We start from the raw sequence: 22,402 nt of genomic DNA, 5'->3' as shown, positions 1-22,402 counted from the left end.
TATTGGCGTTTACGCATATGCTCAATGCAGCCACGCACTATCAGCTCGACTATGCCGACCTCTCTCTGATCCTCGCCTTGGTGCGCGGCGGCACCCTGGCGCGGGCGGCGGCATTGCTGCGGGTGGATGTTTCCACGGTATTTCGCGCGGTGCGTCGGCTGGAGGCGGCATTGGGCCAGACCCTGTTTGAAAAGAGCCGCGCCGGCTACCTGCCCAGCGGCCTGGCCGCTACCCTGGCGCAACAGGCCGAACGCGCGGAGCAGGCGCTGGAAGCGGCGCGGATTGGCGTGGAGCAAGGTGGCGAAGTGATCAGCGGCACGGTGCGCCTGACGTGTACCGACTTGGTATTACAGGGCCTGCTGCTGCCGGCGCTGGCGCAGTTCATGCCGGACTATCCGGCGCTGGCCCTGGAACTGAGCACTTCCAATGACTTCGCCAACCTCAGTCGACGCGATGCCGATGTTGCCCTGCGGTTAACGCGCACGCCGCCGGAGCATCTCGTGGGACGTTGCCTGGGCAGCGTGTCGTATCAAGTCTGCGCCAGTAGCGATTATGCCGCCCGCCACGCAGGCCGAGCGTTGGCGGAACTGGCCTGGATCGCGCCGGATGATTTTCTGCCCGATCACCCCACCGTCGTCTGGCGTCGCGAGCACTTGCCGGGTGTGCGTCCCGGTTATCGCTGCAACAGCATGTTGTCGGTCACCGAACTGGTGCGGGCGGGGCTGGGCGTCGCGGCGCTGCCGAGTTTTCTGCTCGATCACACCCTGCAAGCCCTGGGCCCGCCACTGGCGGCGCATAACACGGCACTATGGTTGCTCACGCGCCCCGATTGCAGGGCCTTGCGCTCGGTGGTGACGCTGTTCGATGAACTGGGTCGACATGTGCGCTTGCCGCAGGGTTAAGTCTTGCGCACAAAGTGTTGATGCATTTCGCACGTCAGGCTGTCGATGTGCTCCGACAGCTGCTTGGTGATTTCCGTCAGCCGGGTGTTCTGTTCCAACAATTCCAGCAACTGCCTGTTGGTCTGCGCGGCTTGGGCCTGGCGCTCGCTGTTGGCGACGGCCAAGGCTTCGCGGTGTTGGGCATCGGCGTCGGACTGCGCTTTGTCGCGCGCAGCCTGACGGGTCTGGGCCAGCAATATCAGTGGAGCGGCATAGGCTGATTGCAGGCTGAAAGCCAGGTTGAGCAGGATGAAAGGGTACACGTCGAAATGCGTGACACCGCTGACGTTGAGCGCCACCCAGAGGATCACGATCAGGGTTTGCGCGCCAAGAAAGGCGGGCGTGCCGAAGAAGCGCGCGAACGCTTCGGCCTTCAGCGCAAACGTGTCGTTACCGAAGGTGGGGGCCAGGTGGGCATGGCGCCGGTGGAAACGCAGGTGGTCGACGGCGGCGGTTTCGGGTTTGTCTGGGGTCATGGCGGGCTCGGGTCATCAACGTTAAGACAGTGACTCACTATAGGCCTGGCCGGCTGTCTGATGCATGAATAACCCGAGCCTGCGCTCAGCGTGCGCCCCGCTCGTTGGCGAACGCGCTCACCGCCTGCACCGCCTCGCCGGTGCCTTCGCGGATCTGCACAATCACCGCGCCGGCGCGGTTGGCCAGTTCCACGCCCAGGGCGGCGCGGTCGCGCGTGCCGTCCATGCTGGTGATGGCCTGGCGGGTTTCGGCCTGGATGAGTGCGATCATGCTGGAAATTTCCGACGTCGAGCCGCTGGTGCGCGCGGCCAATTGCCGAACTTCATCGGCCACCACGGCGAATCCGCGTCCTTGCTCACCGGCGCGCGCGGCCTCGATGGCAGCGTTAAGCGCCAGCAGGTTGGTCTGATCGGCGATCGCGCGGATGGTGTTGACGATGGTGGTGATCTGCTCCGAACGCTCGCCCAGTTTGGCAATCAAGTGCGATGAACTGTCGATGTCGGCGGCAATGTCGCGCATGCCGCTGGCACTTTGCTGAATCACCTCGGCGCCTTTCTCGGCGATGTCCCGGGTGGTCATGGAGATGTGATAGGCCTGCGCGGCGCTGGCGGCGTCGGCCGCGTGCTGCTGTACCCTGGCGGTCACGTCGGAGGCGAACTTGACGATTTTGCACAGGCGCCCGCCGGCGTCGTACACCGGGTTGTAGCTGGCTTCCAGCCACACCGGGTTGCCGTGTTTGTCCACCCGTTCAAATTGACCGTTGAACAATTCGCCTTGGTTAAGGCGTCTCCAGAACTCGCTGTAGGCCTGGCTGCCGGCCGTGGCTGGGGTGCAGAACAGGCGGTGATGCTGGCCCTGGACCTGCGCCAGGCTGTAACCCATGCGTTGCAGGAAGTTGGCGTTGGCGGTGATCACGGTGCCGTCCAGGTTGAACTCGATCACCGCCATGGCCCGGCCGATGGCTTCCAGTTTGCCGTGGGTTTCGCTTTCGCTTTGCAGGCGCGCGGTGACATCCATGGCGTACTTCACCACTTTGATTACACGCCCGCTGTCATCGCATATCGGGTTGTAACTGGCTTGCAGCCACACCGAATGGCCGTCGCCGGCCACCCGTTCGAACGTGCCCGACTGGAAGCGTCCGCTGCGCAGGTCCGTCCAGAACTGCGCGTAATCGGCGCTGCGCGCGAACGCGGGCGTGCAAAACATCCGGTGGGACTGGCCGATCACTTGGTCGGCGCGGTAGCGCAATGTCTTGAGAAAGTTGTCATTGGCCCGCAGCACCTGACCTTGGGGGTCGAACTCAATCACTGCCATCGAACGCTCGATGGCGTTCAGCAGGTGGGTTTGCTGGGCAAGGGTGTGCTGCAGGGCGTCGATGGTTTTCTTATGGGCGTTGAATAGCATGGTCGTGTGCTCAGGCAAGCAAGCGTCTGGGGGGTTCCATGGATATGCGCCTGCCGCCGTAGGGCCTGTGCCGTACGGTTGACGTGCTCATTGCCAGCCTCCGTGTGCTGGCAGGGTGGGTGTAACAAAGGGTTCAGAGTGATCAGCCTGCCCGGAAGTTCGCCCGTGGGCGGGACCATTTTTGGGTTGACGACCAGTAGAGGCATTATGCTATCGACGGGGCGGTGCACGGAGATTTCAGACGAGATGTCATTGCGCCACTTTCAGGCGCTACACGCGAGCCGATGGTCACTGACGCCGACCCGGTTGCGCCCGGTGTGTTTGGCGGCGTACAACGCGCGGTCCGCCGCATTCAGCCAGGCAGCCGCATCGGCGAACTCGGGCTGGAAGTCCGCCACGCCGATGCTCAGGCTCACCCGTAGCTCGGGAATATGCGCGTTACGATAATCGCTGAACGTTTCGCGCAAGTGCTCCATCAGGTGCACGGCTTTATTCAGCGACATCTGCGGCAAAATCACACAAAACTCATCGCCGCCGTAACGGCCGGCCAGGTCGTTGTCGCGCAGGTTGCGCCGCAGTTCCAGGCTCAGTTGACGCAGCACAGCGTCGCCCACGATGTGGCCATGGGTGTCATTGATCTGTTTGAAATGATCGATATCGATCAGCGCGATGGTGGCGTGGCTTTGCTGCTGCTGGCATTTATGGAACTTGAGGTTCAGCAGGTCTTTCCACGAACCGTGGTTGAGCAGCCCGGTGAGGCTGTCGATACGGCTCAGCGCACTGAGGGTACGCTTGTGTTCCGAGAGTTTGATCGCCAGTTGATAGCAGACCATGCCGATGGCCATGGGGTAGAGCGTCAACATCGGCAGGCTGGCGTAGACCTCCACCAGCCTGACATCGGGGTTAAACCGCAGCCCGAAAATCAATCCGGCCACCCCTGCACCGAGCAGTTGGGCAAGCAACCCGCGCAGCAGCAAGTGCGTGCCACCTGCGGCCACGCTGTTCATGGCGATCATCGATAGCAACGTTACGCTGATCAACGGCGTGAACTGTAGCGTCGTGGCCCAGAACCCGCCCAGCACCGCGTCGTACATCAGGTTGCGTCGTTCGGCGTTGTAGGGGAATTTGGCGCGGGTCGCCAGTTGAAACGCTAAATGTGGCCAGGCAAATCCACTGGCCAGCAATAGCGCCCACACCCATCCGGGCATGCCCAGCGGGTAGAGCGCGGCGGTCACGCTGATGCAGCACATGGCCGCGCCGATGATCCTTGGCTTGTAGAGACGCCTGGCAAATGACAGCCCTTTGCCTTGTCGGTTTTCCATAAATACCTGGGTGAGTTCTTTTTTTGCGGAGGTGACGGCACTTGATCGGGCATGACCGTTGATCGGGGAAACCCTGTGAATATTGTCAGGGATTCCCGTAGGAATAATCAGTGTCCTTCCAGGCCATTTGCGCAAAAAAGACGGCGAATGCGTCAAAAGCGACCAGGAATGTCGCTCCGGCAACAGGCATTACTGCAGGCGGGGCGGGTTGATTTCATAGCCGGCGAGGAACAGGTCAATGGCCGACTCGATAACGCTGGCCTGGGTGGCCGTGTCGAGGGTGGGTTGGCCCAGCGTAATCTGCGGCCAGAACGCAAACGCCTTGAGCAGGCTCTGGATCTGGTGGGCCGCGAAAGCCGGGTCGGTGCAGGACAGACGCCCGTCCTGCTGCGCCGCGCGCACCCATTGCGTGAAGCCTTCTTCGCGTTGGCTCAGGCGCGTGACCATATCTTGAGCCCGTTCCGGTGAATGAATGGTGGCGGCGATGGCGACGCGGGCCAGGTCGAGGAAGTTGGCGTCCGACATCATCTTCATCTTGGCTTCCAGCAAACCGCGCAGTTGTTCGCGCAGCGGGCGGTCGCTGGCGTAGACCACGTCGAGCTGCGCCACGGTGCTGGCCCAGAGTTGATGGAGTATCTCGGCGAACAACTCTTCCTTGCTGGGAAAGTGGTTGTACACCGTGCGTTTGGACACCCCGGCCGTGGCGGCGATCTTATCCATGCTGGTAACTTCGAAGCCGTTAGCCCGAAATTCGCTGATGGCCGCGCTCACGATGGCTTCGCGTTTGCGGTCGGTAAGGCGTTTAGGGGCAGTCATGGATAACGTTCGGCTCTTCGAGGGGAAATTACACTCGGTAGTTTACTTGTTCTCGCTTTTGTTGCAATCTTGAAACTACACTGTGCAGTGTAATTTATGAGCGGACCGCAGGAGTCACTCTGTCATGCCCACGATTTCATCCCGTGTCGACCCTTCCACCCCGCGCGCCAAGCAGGGCAAACGACATTTCAATAATGAGGCGCCGGTGCAGCACGCCGGGTTTGGCAAAACGTTGCGCATTTTCTGGAACATGCTGTTCAACAAACCCCGCACCACGCGCCCGGTAGGAGCCATTCCGGTCGAGCCTTTAACGCGCCAGCAGTTACTGGACGCACCCGACCACAGTGTGTTTCGCCTCGGCCATTCCACCGTACTGCTCAAACTGCGTGGCAAGTTCTGGGTGACCGACCCGGTCTTCGCAGAGCGCGCCTCGCCATTCGGTTGGGCCGGTCCCAAGCGTTTCCACCAGCCGCCGATCAGCCTTGAAGACCTGCCCGACCTGGAGGCGGTGATTCTTTCCCACAACCACTACGACCACCTGGACCGCAATGCGGTGGTCCGGTTGGCCGCCAAGACCCGCTGTTTTCTGGCGCCGCTGGGCGTGGGCGACCTGCTGATCAAATGGGGCGTGGATGCCGACAAGGTGTGTCAATTGGAGTGGTGGGAGGGGACCGAGGTGGGCGGCATTCGATTTGTCGCGACGCCCGCCCAGCATTTTTCCGGGCGAGGCCTGTTCGACGCCAACCAGACGCTGTGGTGTTCCTGGGTGATGATCGACGGCGCGCGACGGATTTTTTTCAGCGGCGATACTGGGTACTTCGACGGCTTCAAACGCATTGGCGATCACTACGGTCCGTTTGACCTGACCCTCATGGAAACCGGCGCCTACAACGTTGACTGGCCGCATGTGCACATGCAGCCGGAGCAGACCCTGCAGGCGCATATCGATCTCAAAGGGCGTTGGCTGTTGCCGATCCACAACGGTACTTTCGACCTGGCGTTTCATGCCTGGCACGAACCGTTTGACCGCATCATGGCGCTGGCGTGGGAACGCAACGTGGCGATTACCACGCCGCCAATGGGCCGGGCGTTCAGCTTGAACCAGCCGGAACGCGGGCATGCATGGTGGCTGGACGTGGAGCCCCAGGGCCTTGAGGAGCGGCTGGTGAGCTGATGCGCCAGGTGCCTGGAAAAGGAGTTTTCAAAGTGTTTCACCCCTGCGACACGTAAGCGTGAGAGGTGCGGTGATCCCGGCAAGTTCACAGTCCGGGCAGGTTTTGATGGAAGAAGATTGTAGGAAAATTTTGCGACCTTGCGCGCCTGGCGCCCTGGAACCTTACCCGTCGTCCTGTCCGGCCAGCCTGTCGTCGGCGCCCGTGGGCAATCGCCCTGAGCAGCAGGCCACTCAAGGCAGCATCGCCTTCGCGACCGCGCCCCAGCCAGGCATTCCTGCCCCCAGGCAAGATGTGCCGGGGCCGATGATGAAGACCGTGCGAGACCCGGCGTTATCGCTTATTGCGTTGAGTGGCATCGAGCCTTCGGGTCCGGTGATGGTGGAAGTACCGCTGGTGCAAAATGACAGTACGTTTGCACCCTGCCAGGCATTGGCGCGCAGGCGCATAGGCGTTGCCGACCGCTATACCCATGGCGATGCGCACGAACCGATCGAACATCGAGCGACGTTCACCCATGCGCTGGACAGGCTGAGCCGCGCCGGTGCGCAACTTGTGCCTGTGCCTGCCCGGCAGGCCGATGCCAGTCTGCGATTCGATCTGCATACCCACAATGAAATCGATGCGTTGGTGAGTGAATACCGACTCGATGCCCTGGTGTCGGACAGCCGCAGCAGTGCGTTCCATGACGCGTGCTGGGGCGGTTACGCCAGGCTGGGCGAGCCGCTTGAGGACGGCGCGACGCTGTGGTTCTACGTGGCGCGGTGGTCCAGGGATTCGCTGCCCGCGCTGGTACAGGCTTATCGCAGTGCTGGTCAGGGCCAGCCGCACGCCTACTCGCCGCGTTGAACAATCGCACGCAGTGAAGTGCTCGCATCACGCAGCCTGGGAAGAGGGGAGTTTTTAGACTGGCGCACGGATCAACGGTGATCCTTCGTCGTTTCTTACCCTTCCTGGGAGGTGGTTTATGTTTGGCATGGGTTACGGTGTGAGTGCGGTGGTTCAACACGCTGTGCAACTGATGGGATTGAACGCGCCTGCGCCGGTATCAAGGCCCGTTCCGCCGGGAACCGAATACGCGAGTGTTCGTGAACTTGGAGAGCAGATGGCCCGGCCGGGCGGGCTGACGTCGGTCGAGCTGGTCAGTTACCTGCAGCAGCGAATTCGAACACTCGACCCCGCCTTGAGCGCCGTCATCGAACTCAACCCGCAAGCATTGGACATCGCCCGCGAGCTTGATTGCGAGCGCGCCAACGGCAGAGTGCGCGGGCCACTGCATGGCATCCCCGTGTTGCTCAAAGACAACATCGAGACCGCGGACACCCAGCAAACCAGCGCCGGCGCCTTTGCCCTGGTGGGCGCCCCGGCCGCCCAAGATGCATTTATCGTCGAACGCCTGCGCCAGCAGGGCGCGGTGATCCTGGGGAAAACCAACCTGACTGAGCTGGCAGGCTTTCGCGGTGGCCCCGACGGCATGAGCCGCCGGGGCGGCCAAACTCGCAACCCTCACGATGCCGACGCGCCCGTAGGCGGCTCGAGTTCAGGCTCGGCGGTGGCGGTCGCGGCCGGCCTGGCACCATTGGCGGTCGGCACCGAAACCAATGGTTCGATCGTCGTACCGGCCGCGTTAAACGGTGTGGTGGGGCTCAAGCCCAGCGTGGGCGTATTGAGCCGCAGCGGTATCATTCCGGCCAGCCACCGACAGGACACGCCAGGGCCCATGGCCCGCACGGTATTTGACAGCGCACTATTGCTCAACGCCTTGTCGGGCAGTGACCCCCACGACGCAGCGACTACTCAGGCACCCACAGGGATCGACTACACCGCATTGCTCACGCCCGGCGCGTTGCAGGGTAAACGTATCGGGTATCCCGCAACGTTTTCCGCCGACGGCGAAAGCCTGCCGGTGGACAACAGCCCGCAGTTTGCGCAAACGCTTGAAGTGCTCCGCACCCAGGGGGCACAGCTTGTGCCGGTCAACATTCGCCTGGCGGATGCCTCGCGTTATGACGAGTTACTGCTTGCCGATGTAAAGGACGAACTCAATGGCTATCTGGCCAAGCGCGACGGGTTGCCGGTGAAGTCTGTGTCTGAGTTGATCCGTTTCAACGAGCAGCGCGACGGCACCGACACGGACCACCAGCCGGTACTCAAGGACATCGAAGCCTCCACCCTGAGCGCCGAAGAACGCGCGCCGTTATGGGATGCGCTCATCCAGGCCTTTCGCGGCACGGTGGACGAGTTGATCGATCAGCAATCCCTGGACGCCCTGGTCTCGGATTTCGAAACCAACAGTTACTTCGCAGTCGCCGCGTCCGGCTACCCTGGCATCAGCGTACCGTCGGGCAAGGATGCAAATGGTGCACCCACCAGTGCCTACTTCTTCGGTGCACGCTGGTCGGAGCCGACGCTGCTGGCCGTGGCGCATGGGTATGAGCAGGCGGCAAAAGTGCCTGCCAGGCCTGGGTTGTGACTACGCACTGTTCCAGCCCCTGGCCTGCTGTCAGGCCCCATTGGGTTGCGGCGCCGACCCGTCGAGGGCCGCCGTTGTCGAGCCCATCAGGCGCGAAATGACGCTTTGCGCCGCGGGCTCGGTGGGTGAGGTGCCAAACCGGCGCGTACGCATTCCCCACCCCGGCGCAAACCCCGGAAAAAACACCAGCCCTTCAGCCTCCAGCCGAAACGCCAGGGCCAGGCGGGTGTCATCGTCCACCTCTCCCAGGCTTTCGAATTGTTGAAGCGCACTCACCGGCACCCCGGCCTGGCGGGCCAGCTCTTCGCGGCTCCAGCCGAGCATGGCGCGCGCCTGCACGCTGTGTTTAGCGGTGAATTGGTGAAGCACGATCTGCTGGTCTACAGAAGAGCTCATTGCCAGAGAGGACATGGGATTTCTCCAGGGTTCGACGAGTGAGGGGTTACTATACTGTGTTTTTGTACAGTTGTTTTGACCGCTCATCCCCTCGAAGTTTTCCCCTTGCCGCGTCGATGCCGATAACCGGGTGCACGACACAGATCGCTCGCTAGCAGTGGGTTACAGCTCTTCGGCCCCCGGCACCTCGCGAACGATCAAGTGGTCCAGGTTCTCGATATTCGCGCTGAACACCCCGAACGTCTGTTCGGGGTTTTTCTTGCTGGGCACCTGCTTGAGTTCCGGCGTCACTCCATAGAAAAAACAATACAACGCCCGCTCGCTGGCGACCGCCGCCTTGATCTGCTCCAGAAATGCCTTGCGCTTGCGGTAGTTGTCGATGAGCTTTTTGCTCAGGTAGACATTCACCGAATAGGGCTTCTTGTCGAGCCACACCTTCTTTTCGAAATCGATGCGAAAGCTGTTGGTGTAGTCCTTGATCTCTTTGATTTTGCCCCAGTAGATCAGGCCCTTGTTGTCCTGCAGGTATTCGATCTTTTTGAAAAAGGTCCAGTAGGTCGCGGTGTGCTCGCCGATCTTCAACGGCATGCTCTTCAGCTTGTCCTTGTCGTCGATATTCGACACGTAGCACTCCACCGGGTGGGCGAATACGCTGGTTTTATCCGGCGTAGCGTCGCTGCCGCTGACGGACGTACCGATGCGTGTCGGGGGTGTTTTCGTCGGATCTTGTGGGGGCTGTCCCTCAGTATTCACGGTCGAGGCTTTACGCGGGTAAGTGCGCCGCGTCAGTACGAATTCCGATGGGAAATTATCCTCGCGGTCGTCCTCGTTTTCGCCGTCCGTACCTTTGTGCGTACTCGCGTAGCGGCAGCCGTCGATGTGCTGGGTGCCGGTCTTGTTCTTGAAATGCGGCGTGCGCTGGTAGTTGACGTTTTTCGCATTGAAGGTGCTCAGTGTGTTGCTCGCCTTGAAGGCGGCACGGCACGCGTCGTTGGGGCAGAGGAAGCTGTCGGTGTCGGAGTCGAAATCGGCGGTTTCGTCGAAATTCAGCTCTCGTACATCATAGATCGACAGCTTCTCGTCGAGACTCAGGCAGTAGGCCGTGTCGAATTTCATGGGGCTCGGGTCCGTGAGAAAGTTCGCTATTAATAGCCGGATCCCGAGTAAATATCAGCAAGAACCTGCAACGCGCCGCCCACTCAGGAAGCACAAGGTACCCCCCAGTGCGGTCAGCGCACCCAGCGCATAGAACATGCTGGTCGGTGCCGCATTGATCAACAGATAGCCACAGATCACCGGGCTCATCGCCCCGCCGAAGGCCGCCAGGTTCTGCGCTCCGTAGTAACTGCCGCGCAAGGCGTCGGGGGCGATGGTGTCGATAAACAGGAACTCGGACGGGTAGATGATCATCTCGCCCAGAGTGAACACGAACATCGCCACGCACCAGCCCAGCAGGCCGTCGGCCAGGCTGAAGCCGATCAGCCCGGCGATGAACAGCGCGGTGCCCAGCATGATCCAGTAACGCAATTGTTCGCGCTTGAGAAAGCGGCCGATCTGGTACTGCATCAGGATTACCGTGATGGCGTTGCACGCCAGCACGGCGGACAGAATCTTCAGCGCCTGCTCGGGCTTGTAGGCCACCAGCAGAAACTGCGACAGATAAAGCGTGTAGCGCCCGTGGACAATGGTGCTCAACAGGCTGCCGCTGGTGAACAGGATCAGCGTGCGGTCATTGCGCAAGGTACGCAGGGTGCTGAAAAAACTCAGCGGCCTGACGCTGTCGTCGCGCTGGGTGGGTGCAATGCCGATCATCAGGAACACACTGCCCAAAGCAATTGCACTGGCAATCAGGAACGGCGCCAGTTGCATATGCCCGGCAATCACCACGCCCACCATCGGGCCGGTGGCGTAGCCGACGTTGGTCAGGGTGTAGCGCAGGGAAAACACCTTGGCGCGCTCGCCCACCGGCAGGTTCTCGCTGATGATCGCCTTGGAACCGATCAAAAACAGCGCCGACGCAGCTTCGGTGATCACCAGGGTCAAGGTGGTGAGGTAGAGGTTGCTGGCAAAGGTCAGCAATAGAAACCCGATGGAGCTGGAGAGCATCGCCAGGATCAACAGCTTGCGCTTTTCCAGACGGTCGATGATGTAGCCGCCGTAGAGGCCCAGCAGGGTGGCGATAAACACCGCAACCCCCATCAGCAGGCCGATGTCCTGCTGATTCAAGCCCAGGCGCGTGCTCAACAGCAGCGCCAGCAACGGGCTGGTCATGGCGCGGCTGACCACAATGGTCACCGAGCAGATCATCAGGCGGCGGATTACCAGGGAGTAGGTGGCCACGGTGGGGGCGAGCGTCCTAGTGAGTACTTGATGACAACACAGGGCAAATGTAGGAGGAGGCAAGCCCCTCCTACATTTTTTAGACCGAGTTATTGGCCGGCATTAATGGTGATCTTCCCGACCGCCCCTTGCTCCAGGTCCCACTTCTTCAGGATCTTGCCGTAGGTGCCATCATCGATCATGCCCTGCAACGTCTCACTGATCGCCGTCACCAGCTCAGTGTTGCTCTTCTCGATACCCAGCCCGGTGAACTGTTTGGAAATCGCCTGACCCACCGGCTTGTACTTACCCTTGTCCAACGACATCAGATAAGGAAGGGTCTCGCTGCCCTGCATCGCCGCATCCAGGCGGTTCTGCTGCAACTGCGCCCGCGCGTCCGCCGAGCCTTCGGTGCCGATCACCACAATGGCCGGCTTACCCGCCGCTTCGCAGTGTTCCTTGCTCCACGCGGTAATTTCCGACGGCCAGGTGGTACGGCGGCTGGTGCCGACCTTTTTACCGCACAGGTCAGTCAATTCCTTGATCTCTTCACGCTTGGCCAGGGTGTACAGCTGTGGGCCGCTGGTGAAGTAATCGATGAACGTCACCGATTTCTGACGCTCGGCGGTGTCGCTCATACCCGACAGCACGATATCCACGCGTTTGGTGGTCAGGCCGCTGAGCATTTGCTCGAAGCCGGTTTCCTGCCACTTGATCTTCACGCCCAGGCGCTCGGCCAGGGCGTTGCCCAGGTCGAAGTCAAAACCGGTGAGCTGGTTGGTGGCCGGGTCCTTGAAGTCCATCGGCGGGTAGTTCGGCACGATGGCCGCGCTGATTTCGCCTTTATCCTTGATGGCCGCCGGCAACGCCGCGAACACTGCGGAGGAGGCCATCAGGCCGGCGAGCAGGGTGGGGAGGAACATGTTTTTCATGGGGGCGTTCTCGTTAGTTTTTTAGTTAAGTGCGAACGGCAGAAATAAAGCTTTGGGTACGCGGGTTTTGTGGGCTTATTAGAATGTCTTCGGGGCTGCCGGCTTCCACAATCTGGCCTGCGTCCATAAACACCATGCGGTTGGACACTTCACGGGCAAAGCCCAATTCATGGGTGACCACGATCATGGTCATGCCGGTGGTGGCCAAATCGCGCATCACCGACAGCACTTCGCCGACCAGCTCCGGGTCGAGGGCTGACGTAGGTTCGTCAAACAGCATCAGCTTGGGGCGCATTGCCAACGCGCGGGCAATCGCCACACGCTGTTGCTGTCCGCCGGACAATTCCACCGGATAGGCATTGCGCTTGTCCGCCAGGCCGACGCGGGCCAGCAATTCCAAGGCATCCTCGGTGGCTTCCTTGGGCGAGCGCTTGAGCACCTGGCACGGGCCTTCGATGATGTTCTGCAACACCGTCATGTGCGGGAACAGGTTGAAGCGCTGGAACACCATGCCAGTGGCCAGGCGCTGGCGGGCGATCTGCACTTCGTTCATCTCATGCAGCTTGTTGCCGACGACCCGATAACCCACCAGTTCGCCGTCGACCCACAGGCCGCCCTTGTCGATTTTTTCCAGCTGGTTGACGCAGCGCAGCAGCGTGCTTTTACCCGAGCCGGACGGGCCGATGATGCACATGACTTCGCCTTGCTCGACCTCGATATTGATGTCGCGCAGCGCGTGATACTGGTCGTAGTACTTATTCAGGTTGACGGCCTTGACGATGCTTCTCATGGGGCAAATCTCCTCAACCCAGGCTTACGAGCGCTTGCCGGCGCCGCGGGCAAAACGACGCTCCAGGCGGCTTTGGCCAAATGAAAGAACGGTCACCACCGCCAGGTACCAGATACCGGCCACCATCAGCAGCTCCATCACCCGGGCGTTGGCGTAGTAGATGTTCTGCGCGTTGTGCAGCAGCTCCGAGTACTGAATCACGCTGGCCAGGCTGGTCATTTTCACCATGCTGATGAACTCGTTGCCTACTGGCGGAATGATCACGCGCATGGCCTGCGGCAGAATGATCCTACGCAGCGCCTGCAGGCTCGGCATGCCGATGGACTTGGCGGCTTCGTACTGGCCTGTGTCTACCGACAGCAAGCCGGCGCGCACCACCTCGGCGGTGTAGGCGCCCTGGTTGATACTCAGGCCGAGCAGGGCGGCCACGAAGGGTGTCATCAGGTCGACGGTGTCGATGCTGAACAGGCCGGGAATCGCGATCACCGGGAAGATCAACGCCAGGTTGAACCACAGCAGCAACTGCAGAATCAGCGGCGTGCCGCGAAACAGCCAGGTGTAGGTGATGGCCACGTAACGCAGGATCGGGTTGGCCGACATGCGCATGATCGCCGTGATCACCCCGATCACCACGCCCAGCGCCATCGCCAGGATCGACATGATGATGGTATTGGCCAAGCCCCATAGGATCGCTTCAGACGTCAGAAACTGGCCGATGTAGGACCATTCGATCTGGCCGTTGGCGAACGCGCGCAACAACGCGGCCAGTACGATCACGATCAACGTGGCAAAAAACATGCGCCCGTAATAACGCCGCGGCACGTGCTCGTACTGCGTGATATCGAACTGGTTTTCGGACAGCTTGCGCTCTATTTCCAAGCGCTCGGCCGGAGTTTGGTTCATGGTGATTCTCCAAAAAAGCGATTACCGCTGTACTCGGTGTAACTGTTGAAATGCGGTCAAAATGTGGGAGCTGGCTTGCCTGCGAAAGCGTCCGTGCAGGCACCACCTATGCCACCGGCTCAAAGCCGAAACCCCAGGTAACTCTCAGCCCATTTCTGCTGCTCAGCCAACGCTACCTTCAACCGCCCAATCTGCTCCCTAACCCGCTCCGGCGCCGTCCCACCCCAGCCACTGCGCGCCGCAATCGCCGCTTCCAATGTCAGGCAGTCCCGCACCTCGGGCGTCAACCTTGCATCCACCTCCGCCAACATCGCCGGTGAGGCTTCCCACAACTCGATCTCATGCTTCTCACAGGCCTGCACCAAAGCGCCGGTAATCTCATGGGCCTCCTTGAACGGCACGCCACGGGTGGCCAGCCAATCCGCCACCTCAGTCGCCAAGGTAAAGCCCATCGGTGCCTGGCGCCGCAGCTCCTCTACCTGCACCTTCATGGTCGCGACCATCCCGGCCATGGCCGGCAGCACCAGCAGCAAGGTGTCCACGCTGTCCAATACGCTGTGCTTGTCTTCACTCAAATCGCGGTTGTAGGAGAGTGGCAACGACTTGAGCGTCGACATCAACCCGGTCAGGTTGCCGATCAAACGTCCGGCTTTGCCCCGTGCCAATTCGGCAATGTCCGGGTTCTTTTTCTGCGGCATGATCGAGCTGCCGGTGGCGTAGGCATCGTCCAACACGACCCAACGAAACTGGCGCGACGACCACAGGCAAAACTCCTCCGACAGCCGCGAAATATTCACCCCGAGCATGCCTGCCACAAACAGGAACTCCGCCACATGGTCACGGCTGGCGACAGCGTCGATGGAGTTTTCGCACGGCCCGGTGTAGCCCATTTCCTTAGCCGAATGCTCCGGCTGCCGCGCAATCGCCGAGCCCGCCATCGCGGCGGCGCCCAATGGCGACAACGCCGTACGCGCATCCCAATCCACCAGGCGCTGTACATCGCGCAACATCGACTGCGCGTGAGCCAGCAAGTGATGGGCGAATACGATGGGTTGCGCCTGCTGCAAATGGGTAAAACCGGGGCAGATGCTCTCGACATGTTGCTCGGCCTGCGCCACCAACGCCTGCTGCAAACCCAGCACCTCGGTGGTGATGGTGCGCGCATGGTCGCGCAGGAACAGACGCAAATCGTTGGCGGTCTGGTCATTGCGCGAACGCCCGGCGCGCAACTTGCCGCCCAGGGCGCCCAGGCGTTCGGTCAATACGCGTTCGATAAAGGTGTGCACGTCCTCGTCATCCTGGGTCGGATGCAGGCGGCCGGCGGCGAAGTCATCGCCGATACGGTCCAGGGCCTCGAGGGTACGCAAGGTCTCCGACTCGTCCAGTAAACCGGCGCGCTGCAACTCACGGGCATGGGCACGGGAGCCGGCCAGGTCGTAGGGCGTCAGGCGGAAATAGCGCTCAGGGCAGCGCGACAACGCGGCCAACGCAGCAGACGGGCCGGTCTTGAAACGCGCGCCCCAAAGGCGATCGGTGGGCTGAGACATAGGTGTTCCTCACGCTTGTTTTTAGAAGAGTCGGAGGCAGTAACAATCAAATTTCCATCGGGTTGAATCGACGTCTGACGCGCCGTATTCAAGGTTGCCAAGGCCGGATGTTTATGTTCATTATCGCCGCCTGGCTATGTTCAAGGATTGGGTTGAAGCCTGTTGAATATGGCACTAGAGGTCAACGCGTATTATGGAAACTCCACTTTCCACTTCTGGAAACCTGCCGCCCAAACCCGGCGCACGACCGCCCCTGCAACTCAGTGGTTTGGACTTCAAACTGCTGCGGGTATTTATGGCCGTGGTCGAGGCCGGCGGCTTCAGTGCTGCGCAAAACGAGCTGAATGTGGGCCTGGCGGCCATCAGCAAACAGATCTCCGATCTGGAAATTCGTATCGGCATGCGCCTGTGTACGCGGGGCCGGGAAGGCTTCGGGCTGACCGAAGAAGGCAAGTTGGTGTATCAAGCGTCCATCGAGTTATTTACCTCGGTGGACAGTTTCAGAGACAAGCTTAGTTCAGCGCAAAATGAACTCATTGGCGACCTTAGTGTGGGCGTTATTGATAACACTGTGTCCGACGTTAATTCCCCGCTGATTACCGCACTGGGCAACTTACATAGCCAATCGCCAAAAGTTAGATTACGCCTGCACGCCTCGCAGCTGGATGAAGTTGAACGCGGCGTGGTGGAAGGGCGCTTGATTGTCGGCATCGTCCCCGTCTACCAGCGCCGCGAAGAATTCGACTACTTCCCGCTCTACGAAGAAAAGGCCCACGCCTACTGCGCCGTAGGACACCCGCTCTTCACCGCGAACGACATAACGCCCGAGGTGCTGCGCCAATACGAAGTGGTCAACCATCGGTATGCGATCCATCGCGACAAGACTAATTTCGTCAACTACGACAGCCAATCCGCCTCAGCCTCCCAGGTTGAAGCGGTCGCCATCCTGGTGCTGACCGGCCGCTTCATCGGTTTCCTGCCCGAACACTACGCCGCACCGCTGGTAAGGGAAGGACGCCTGCGCGCACTGTGCCCGGAGCACGTTCACCTGAGCACCGCCTTCAACCTGATCCTGCGCCACAACGCGCCGAGAAGCCCGCTGGTAAAAGCTTTTGCCACCGCCCTGGGCGTAAACCTCAAAGCCACCACATAAACCACTCGCCGAACACAGATCAACGGGCTGAAAAAGGTTAAATGTGGGAGGTGTCGAGCTTTGGCGAGGCTGCGATGGGATCGATTCGGTTTCCCTGTCAAACTTCTCCACCCGCATCGCCTTTTCCTCCAGGCCGTTATCGTTTTCGACGCGAACAGTGGAGTTGTTATCAAATTCAGGGGGGCGTCAGCGTTTTCATGGCTGCAGTAAGTAGCTGGAGGCTATGAGCAAGAGCGGTTCGAACGTTTGATCCTACCTCCCCATGCCTGTGGGCTAAGGATGGGCGTCCGTCGGATGACTGCTATAGAGCTTTGCAATAGAGCATCCACGAACTATCATTCTTCCCAGTCTTCCCTGCCCAGAGAGGTGTTCTCTATGTCTTCTGGAACGATCTTCACTAACAATCGAACGCAAAATATTCGTATCCCTGCTGACATGCGCTTTCCTGCGGGGGTGAAAACTGTCGAGGTCCGCGCTGTGGGACGCGAGCTGATCATTTCGCCGGTTGAAAACACTTGGGACAGCTTTTTCCTTGCAGGCGAATCGGTATCTGATGATTTTATGGAAGAGCGCGCCGATCAAACCCAGCAAGAGCGAGAGTCTTTTGATGATTAAGTACATGCTTGACACCAACATCGTGATCTACATCATCAAGCGTCGGCCCATCGAAATACTGGAAAAATTCAACGCGAACGTAGGGCGTATGGTGATTTCTTCAATTACCCTCGCAGAGCTGATGCATGGAGCAGAAAAGAGTCAGCTCGTTGAGAAAAATACGCGAGCCGTGGAAGACTTTTCTTCCCGGCTCGACGTCCTTAACTACGATGACAAGGCCGCCTTTCACTACGGCTCGATTCGTTCGGATCTGGAGAAAAAGCGCACGCCTATCGGTGTAAATGATCTCCACATCGCCGGGCACGCTAGAAGCGCAGGCTTGGTGTTGGTGACTAACAATGAATGTGAGTTCAAGCGCGTAAATGGCTTGATTGTGGAGAACTGGGTAGCGGCTTAAAGCGTTCCCTGAAAACCACCACCCGAATCACCGCTGCAACCGAGCCCGCTTTTTCTTCTTCGCATGAAAATGCCGAAAATGCGCATCCTGCGCCGCCGCCAACAACTCCCGATCCCCACGCGTATCGCCCCAGGCCCGCAGCCGATACTCGCCCAAATCGCCATACACCGCTTCCAGCCGCAGCACCTTGTTCTCACACCGGCAGTTATTCCCGGTGAGCTTGCCGGTCAACACCCCGTCGACCACCTCAAGCTCCGTGCCAATCAACTTGATCCCCAGCCGATCGGCAAACGGCTGCAACACCAACGCCGGCGACGCCGAGCACAGCGTCACCACCGCCCCCGAGCCCAATTCCTGCTCCACCGACAAAACCCCCGCCGGGCGCATCAACCGCGCCCAATTGCGCTGGCAATACTCCTCGGCCTTGCGCTGCACCCACGTCTTCTCCACCCCGGTCATAAAGGTGCGGATCAACTGCGCCTTCAATTCATCCCGGCTGATCTGCCGCAGCAAAAAACGCAGCCCCGGCACCGCCAGCTTGACCATCCGGCCATAAAACTCGCCGGTGCCGAAGGCAAACTTGAGGAAGGGCACGAAACTGTCGTGGTGGGTAAGCGTGCCGTCGAAGTCAAAGACGGAGAGTACTTTGGCGTCAGCGGGGCCGGCTTCGAGCATGTCTGGGTTCACGGGGTGGCCTCGGTCCTATCTAGTATTTTTTAAGCGTGCATCAGGTGTGACAGCAGGAGTCTACTCCCGTGCCAATCTTCCGACCTTGGCGTAAAGCCCTTCGGTGAAAGCCTCTCGATCACTCGACCGGTGACAACGCTGATGGCAATTGGGGCACAAGGCTACAGCATTGGTGATGCGATCCGAACCCTTCTGGGCCAGGTGCTTGACGTGATGTACTTCAAGAAATGGCAAACCGTCGACCTCAAACGGCGCGTTAGCGCCGCAGCCGTCACAGATGCCGTTGGCTTCTTTCAGCACCCAGGCGCGTACCTTTGGGTCGCGAACAAAAGCGGTGCTGACGGTCGAGACCTTCTGCGGTTGGGCAATGCCGTCCGGTAGCTTAGGAAAAGGTTGTTGCTGCAGTTTGGACGCGCGGCGGATAAGCGTTTGCTCGTCTGCTGTTTGGGCGGCGTCTTCGGATTCGAATACACCCTGCTCGGCCAGCGCTTGACGGATGCGTTGCTCCACGCCTGTGCCCACGTTCTTCGCAGGCTTATAGCCTTCGATGCGGTCCCAGCCCATACGCACAAGCACGGTGGAGATATTTTGCATGCGGAACTCGATGGAGCCCTTTGCACGGCCTGCCACCGGTCCTTCGCGTAGGAGGCGGTTTTCGAGGGCTTTATTGAACGGTTGGCCGCTCTTTTCCCAGGCCAGCATCTTCAAGTACGCCTCGACCGCAGCTGCCAGCTCCGCGTCGCTCCAGTCCGTTTTGTCTTTCGTAATGTCCATGCAGCCGCCGAGGGTAGAAAACCCTCGGACGATACTGAGTAGCCATTATTGCGTCTACGAAATTTCCTACGCATTGGTAGGATTCGGCGGTCGTCCGAGTTAGTAAATTCGCTGCTTCATTCGGAAAGGTTGAGTGACTTTGCGCCACCACGGAGTCTTTGCTGACTCTTTCCGATAGGTTCGATTGATCAACAGATACGGCATGTCTCGAAGGCGAATCCAGCCTTCATCCTGCCAGTGCAGCAGGTTCAACGACATCTCCGGCCAATCCAGCATGCTCAATAGCGGTCGCTCCACCGTCCGGGGCTGGAGCTCGTCGCGCAATGTCGGAACGACTTCATGAGTGAGCCAACTCCGTAACAGCCTGTTCTCTGGGGCGTAGTGATAGACCAGCAGTGCGTATGCACCGGACTCGCTGATCATCAGCAATTCTTCTGGTTGACCGTGGAACAGCAATTTCAGGTATTGCCGTTGATCGGCATCGAGCTTACGAGTCGTTCGTTCATCCAGGCAGTAACCCATCAAGCGCCCGAGGTCGCGCGCGCAGAACCACGGTTGGTTTTCTAAAAGGAGGGCATGTAGGGGAAGATGATGTCTAGTGAACACGACGGCAATATAAAGCTCAGGTATTACTGCACTCTTGGCCGTCGGTAAGTCGAGCAGATATTGGTTAGGCATTTCCTATGACCTCTACGTGATTTTCAGGAGGGCCAAGGGCCCAACGTAGAGAGCGGATTCAAGAAACTCCAACAGGCATTGCCCTTCATGCAGCATCACGTCCCCATGACTAAAGTTCAGGCGGATTTCTGCTATACGATCAGGGTTAGCATCTACGTTGGGCGTTTCTTAGGCACCGGCGGACTAGGCTATCAGTATCGAAGTTCGCATCAATCGTTTTGTGGATGATCCTTTTGTAAGACAGTTCCTATTCAAATCATGAACGCATAAAAAAGCCCTGAACAAGTCAGGGCTTTTTAAGGGTGCTTAACTCAGGAATCAATCCCAGCTCAGCGCGCCGCCGGTCTGGTACTCGATCACGCGGGTTTCGAAGAAGTTTTTCTCTTTCTTCAAGTCCATGATCTCGCTCATCCACGGGAACGGGTTGGTCGTGCCTGGATACTCTTCTTTAAGACCGATCTGCGACAGCCGACGGTTAGCGATGAACTTGAGGTAATCCTCCATCATCGCCGCGTTCATGCCGAGAACACCGCGAGGCATCGTGTCGCGCGCGTATTCGATCTCCAGCTGCGTCCCCTGCAGGATCATCTGGGTCGCTTCTTCCTTCATCTCGGCGTCCCACAAATGCGGGTTTTCGATCTTGATCTGGTTGATCACATCGATACCGAAGTTCAGGTGCATCGACTCGTCACGCAGGATGTACTGGAACTGCTCCGCCACGCCGGTCATTTTGTTGCGGCGGCCCATGGACAAAATCTGGGTGAAGCCGCAGTAGAAGAAGATGCCTTCCAGTACGCAGTAGTAGGCGACCAGGTTACGCAGTAGTTCCTTATCGGTGTCGACAGTGCCGGTTTCGAACTTCGGATCGGAGATCGAGCGGGTGTACTTCAGGCCCCAGGCTGCCTTTTTGGCGACCGATGGAATCTCGTGGTACATGTTGAAGATCTCGCCTTCATCCATGGCCAACGATTCGATGCAGTATTGGTAGGCGTGGGTGTGGATCGCTTCTTCGAAGGCCTGGCGCAGGATGTACTGGCGGCACTCCGGGTTGGTGATCAGGCGGTACACGGCCAGCACCAGGTTGTTGGCGACCAGGGAGTCGGCGGTGGAGAAGAAGCCCAGGTTGCGCATGACGATGCGGCGTTCGTCGTCGGTGAGGCCTTCGGGGTTTTTCCACAGGGCGATGTCGGCGGTCATGTTGACCTCTTGCGGCATCCAGTGATTGGCGCAGCCGTCGAGGTACTTTTGCCAGGCCCAGTCGTACTTGAAGGGCACGAGTTGGTTGAGGTCGGCGCGGCAGTTGATCATGCGCTTTTCGTCGACGGCGACGCGGGCGGAGGCGCCTTCGAGTTCGGCGAGGCCTTCGGCGACGTCGAGTTTGTCCAGGGCGGCCTTGGCGCGCACGATGGCGGCGGAGTCACTGGCGGTGACGGCGCGGGCTTCGATGGCGGCGGCGGCGCCGGCACCGTCGAGGCGGTCCATGTTGGCTTCGGTGGCGTGGCCGGCGTTGGCGCCTTTGGTGGCTACTTCGCCTTCATCTTCTTTGTCGAATTCGTCCCAGCTCAGCATGACGTGTCGTCTCCTGCGTGAGGGCTCCAAGGTGCCCGTGTGAAACCGGATGGTTGGGTGTTCACACGGCTCTCGGGCCGCGGTGGATCTTAAGGAATCGTTTCTTGCAACAGCTCGCGCAGGCATTAAACGGAAATTGCGTAACGGGTGCTCTGCGTGAGGCTTGAGGGGCGGAGCAACAGGTGCAAGCTCCGGCGGTGGCCTCAGGTCTGGCTCTTCGTCCCTGTGTAAAGGGATATTGCAGGCCCGATTTACCCGCGCATTATAGGGAAAAATTCGGCTTTGTGTTGCGGCGGATGGTCTCGGATCAGAGACAAAAAGGTGGCTATTTGAGCCAGAGTGAGGGTTTGCGGGGGGTTGATGGGGTAGGAAATTTTTGACGGGCGGTGGGCTATTTATTGTGGGGGGTAGGGTAGGGCTTTTTGAAGAGAGGAAGGGAGGGGAGGGGCTGAGTGACGACCGCTATCGGGGGCAACCCCATTCCCACATGTACCGCGTGCTTTGCCAGGCGTCGGTTCTTTGCCGCAAGAACGATTTCTTGCGGCGAATAAGATCCGGGTCTGTTCCAACTAACGAAGTTGTTATCCGTTAGAGCAACCATTACCCATCACGTGATAATTAAGAATGTGACGCTGACCTTGGGAATCTTCATATTCCATTTTTACCGGTACAACTTCGCAGACTTCCGGGATGTTGCTCATGGACAACACTTTGGCTACGTCCAGCTTGGTGCTGTAGGTGTAATCCTCAACAATCGGTGCATTCTGGCCGGCCAGTTCAGTCGGGGCCTCGTCGGCCAGGGCGGCGGTGGCGCACAGGCTGCTGAGGGCCATAACTAGTAAAGCTTTCATTACTGTATCTACCTTCTTCAGGGCGAAAGGGGTCACGGGGCCCTTGTGAGGCCGCGTGTGTAACTTGAAAGTTGGGAAGTTCGGATTAACGTTGCCTTCGTGGGGGCTGTTACGGTGTTAATCACGGTGCCTTGGTTGGCGGAACTGATTCTAGGCCTGCGGGTTATATTCATATACCCGTGCTTT

23 protein-coding genes are annotated in these 22,402 nt (G+C 59.5%); 7 read left to right on the top strand and 16 right to left on the bottom strand.

Annotated features, from left to right (window positions below; all coding sequences use genetic code 11):
- Nucleotides 1-17: 17 nt before the first annotated feature.
- Nucleotides 18-902 carry a LysR family transcriptional regulator gene (locus tag PSH94_RS19530; protein ID WP_305435590.1) on the top strand — a complete coding sequence of 295 codons (885 nt, stop codon included), beginning with the start codon at nt 18-20 and terminating at the stop codon, nt 900-902.
- On the opposite strand, the gene PSH94_RS19525 is transcribed toward PSH94_RS19530, so the two are convergent.
- The 4 genes from PSH94_RS19525 to PSH94_RS19510 all read right to left on the bottom strand — a co-directional run bounded on the left by PSH94_RS19525 (nt 899) and on the right by PSH94_RS19510 (nt 4,960).
- Nucleotides 899-1,417 (bottom strand): DUF1003 domain-containing protein, encoded by a 519-nt coding sequence (locus tag PSH94_RS19525; RefSeq protein ID WP_181080148.1) that lies wholly within the window; start codon nt 1,415-1,417, stop codon nt 899-901. The genes PSH94_RS19530 and PSH94_RS19525 overlap by 4 nt on opposite strands.
- A gap of 85 nt (nt 1,418-1,502) precedes the next feature.
- Nucleotides 1,503-2,822 carry a PAS domain-containing methyl-accepting chemotaxis protein gene (locus tag PSH94_RS19520; protein ID WP_266246479.1) on the bottom strand — a complete coding sequence of 440 codons (1,320 nt, stop codon included), beginning with the start codon at nt 2,820-2,822 and terminating at the stop codon, nt 1,503-1,505.
- A gap of 263 nt (nt 2,823-3,085) precedes the next feature.
- On the bottom strand, nt 3,086-4,144 hold the full coding sequence (locus PSH94_RS19515; RefSeq protein WP_305435589.1) for a diguanylate cyclase: 1,059 nt from the start codon (nt 4,142-4,144) through the stop codon (nt 3,086-3,088).
- Nucleotides 4,145-4,333: 189 nt separating this feature from the next.
- Nucleotides 4,334-4,960, bottom strand: a complete 627-nt coding sequence (locus PSH94_RS19510) for a TetR/AcrR family transcriptional regulator (RefSeq protein ID WP_181080151.1) — start codon at nt 4,958-4,960, stop codon at nt 4,334-4,336.
- A 124-nt stretch (nt 4,961-5,084) separates the two neighbouring features.
- Here PSH94_RS19510 and PSH94_RS19505 point away from each other — a divergent pair, with 124 nt between their 5' ends.
- The 3 genes from PSH94_RS19505 (at nt 5,085) to PSH94_RS19495 (ending at nt 8,605) form a co-directional block, all read left to right on the top strand.
- Nucleotides 5,085-6,134, top strand: coding sequence for an MBL fold metallo-hydrolase (locus tag PSH94_RS19505; protein ID WP_305435588.1), 1,050 nt, complete (start codon nt 5,085-5,087; stop codon nt 6,132-6,134).
- 130 nt (nt 6,135-6,264) lie between these two features.
- The gene (locus PSH94_RS19500) at nt 6,265-6,981 is read left to right on the top strand and encodes an amidase family protein (RefSeq protein WP_305435587.1); all 717 of its coding nucleotides are present in this window, start codon (nt 6,265-6,267) and stop codon (nt 6,979-6,981) included.
- Nucleotides 6,982-7,099: 118 nt separating this feature from the next.
- Nucleotides 7,100-8,605 (top strand): amidase family protein, encoded by a 1,506-nt coding sequence (locus PSH94_RS19495; RefSeq protein WP_305435586.1) that lies wholly within the window; start codon nt 7,100-7,102, stop codon nt 8,603-8,605.
- 30 nt (nt 8,606-8,635) lie between these two features.
- Here PSH94_RS19495 and PSH94_RS19490 read toward each other — a convergent pair whose 3' ends face one another.
- The 7 genes from PSH94_RS19490 to argH all read right to left on the bottom strand — a co-directional run bounded on the left by PSH94_RS19490 (nt 8,636) and on the right by argH (nt 15,492).
- Nucleotides 8,636-9,016, bottom strand: coding sequence for a helix-turn-helix transcriptional regulator (locus tag PSH94_RS19490; RefSeq protein ID WP_181080155.1), 381 nt, complete (start codon nt 9,014-9,016; stop codon nt 8,636-8,638).
- 147 nt (nt 9,017-9,163) lie between these two features.
- The gene (locus PSH94_RS19485) at nt 9,164-10,117 is read right to left on the bottom strand and encodes a hypothetical protein (RefSeq protein WP_253509050.1); all 954 of its coding nucleotides are present in this window, start codon (nt 10,115-10,117) and stop codon (nt 9,164-9,166) included.
- 54 nt (nt 10,118-10,171) lie between these two features.
- A complete protein-coding gene (locus PSH94_RS19480) occupies nt 10,172-11,341 on the bottom strand; it encodes an MFS transporter (protein WP_181080157.1) in 1,170 nt (389 codons plus the stop codon).
- A gap of 89 nt (nt 11,342-11,430) precedes the next feature.
- A complete protein-coding gene (locus tag PSH94_RS19475; protein WP_305435585.1) occupies nt 11,431-12,252 on the bottom strand; it encodes an ABC transporter substrate-binding protein in 822 nt (273 codons plus the stop codon).
- Between the two features lie 25 nt (nt 12,253-12,277).
- Nucleotides 12,278-13,042, bottom strand: a complete 765-nt coding sequence (locus PSH94_RS19470) for an amino acid ABC transporter ATP-binding protein (protein ID WP_065887758.1) — start codon at nt 13,040-13,042, stop codon at nt 12,278-12,280.
- A 24-nt stretch (nt 13,043-13,066) separates the two neighbouring features.
- Nucleotides 13,067-13,945 (bottom strand): amino acid ABC transporter permease, encoded by an 879-nt coding sequence (locus PSH94_RS19465; protein ID WP_057013616.1) that lies wholly within the window; start codon nt 13,943-13,945, stop codon nt 13,067-13,069.
- A 119-nt stretch (nt 13,946-14,064) separates the two neighbouring features.
- Nucleotides 14,065-15,492: an argininosuccinate lyase gene (argH, locus tag PSH94_RS19460; protein WP_305435584.1), complete on the bottom strand. Its 1,428-nt coding sequence runs from the start codon at nt 15,490-15,492 to the stop codon at nt 14,065-14,067.
- A gap of 193 nt (nt 15,493-15,685) precedes the next feature.
- On the opposite strand from argH, the gene PSH94_RS19455 reads away from it, so the two are divergent.
- The 3 genes from PSH94_RS19455 (at nt 15,686) to PSH94_RS19445 (ending at nt 17,657) form a co-directional block, all read left to right on the top strand.
- Nucleotides 15,686-16,645: a LysR family transcriptional regulator gene (locus PSH94_RS19455; RefSeq protein WP_253509046.1), complete on the top strand. Its 960-nt coding sequence runs from the start codon at nt 15,686-15,688 to the stop codon at nt 16,643-16,645.
- 375 nt (nt 16,646-17,020) lie between these two features.
- Nucleotides 17,021-17,260, top strand: coding sequence for a type II toxin-antitoxin system VapB family antitoxin (gene vapB / locus PSH94_RS19450; protein WP_115487096.1), 240 nt, complete (start codon nt 17,021-17,023; stop codon nt 17,258-17,260).
- Nucleotides 17,253-17,657: a type II toxin-antitoxin system VapC family toxin gene (locus tag PSH94_RS19445; protein WP_181080163.1), complete on the top strand. Its 405-nt coding sequence runs from the start codon at nt 17,253-17,255 to the stop codon at nt 17,655-17,657. The genes vapB and PSH94_RS19445 overlap by 8 nt, the downstream gene beginning before the upstream one ends.
- Before the next feature lie 27 nt (nt 17,658-17,684).
- Here PSH94_RS19445 and PSH94_RS19440 read toward each other — a convergent pair whose 3' ends face one another.
- The 5 genes from PSH94_RS19440 to PSH94_RS19420 all read right to left on the bottom strand — a co-directional run bounded on the left by PSH94_RS19440 (nt 17,685) and on the right by PSH94_RS19420 (nt 22,216).
- On the bottom strand, nt 17,685-18,332 hold the full coding sequence (locus tag PSH94_RS19440) for an HAD-IB family hydrolase (protein WP_181080164.1): 648 nt from the start codon (nt 18,330-18,332) through the stop codon (nt 17,685-17,687).
- Between the two features lie 72 nt (nt 18,333-18,404).
- A complete protein-coding gene (locus PSH94_RS19435; protein ID WP_305435583.1) occupies nt 18,405-19,118 on the bottom strand; it encodes an HNH endonuclease signature motif containing protein in 714 nt (237 codons plus the stop codon).
- A gap of 99 nt (nt 19,119-19,217) precedes the next feature.
- The gene (locus PSH94_RS19430; protein WP_305435582.1) at nt 19,218-19,796 is read right to left on the bottom strand and encodes a Bro-N domain-containing protein; all 579 of its coding nucleotides are present in this window, start codon (nt 19,794-19,796) and stop codon (nt 19,218-19,220) included.
- A 318-nt stretch (nt 19,797-20,114) separates the two neighbouring features.
- On the bottom strand, nt 20,115-21,365 hold the full coding sequence (locus PSH94_RS19425; protein WP_253509038.1) for a ribonucleotide-diphosphate reductase subunit beta: 1,251 nt from the start codon (nt 21,363-21,365) through the stop codon (nt 20,115-20,117).
- A 581-nt stretch (nt 21,366-21,946) separates the two neighbouring features.
- Nucleotides 21,947-22,216, bottom strand: coding sequence for a DUF2790 domain-containing protein (locus PSH94_RS19420; protein WP_181081214.1), 270 nt, complete (start codon nt 22,214-22,216; stop codon nt 21,947-21,949).
- Between the last annotated feature and the right edge of the window lie 186 nt (nt 22,217-22,402).

Origin of the sequence: Pseudomonas sp. FP2254, assembly GCF_030687695.1 — a bacterium.
Classification (GTDB): domain Bacteria; phylum Pseudomonadota; class Gammaproteobacteria; order Pseudomonadales; family Pseudomonadaceae; genus Aquipseudomonas; species Aquipseudomonas quebecensis.
This window is presented reverse-complemented; position numbering and strand designations above follow the sequence as displayed.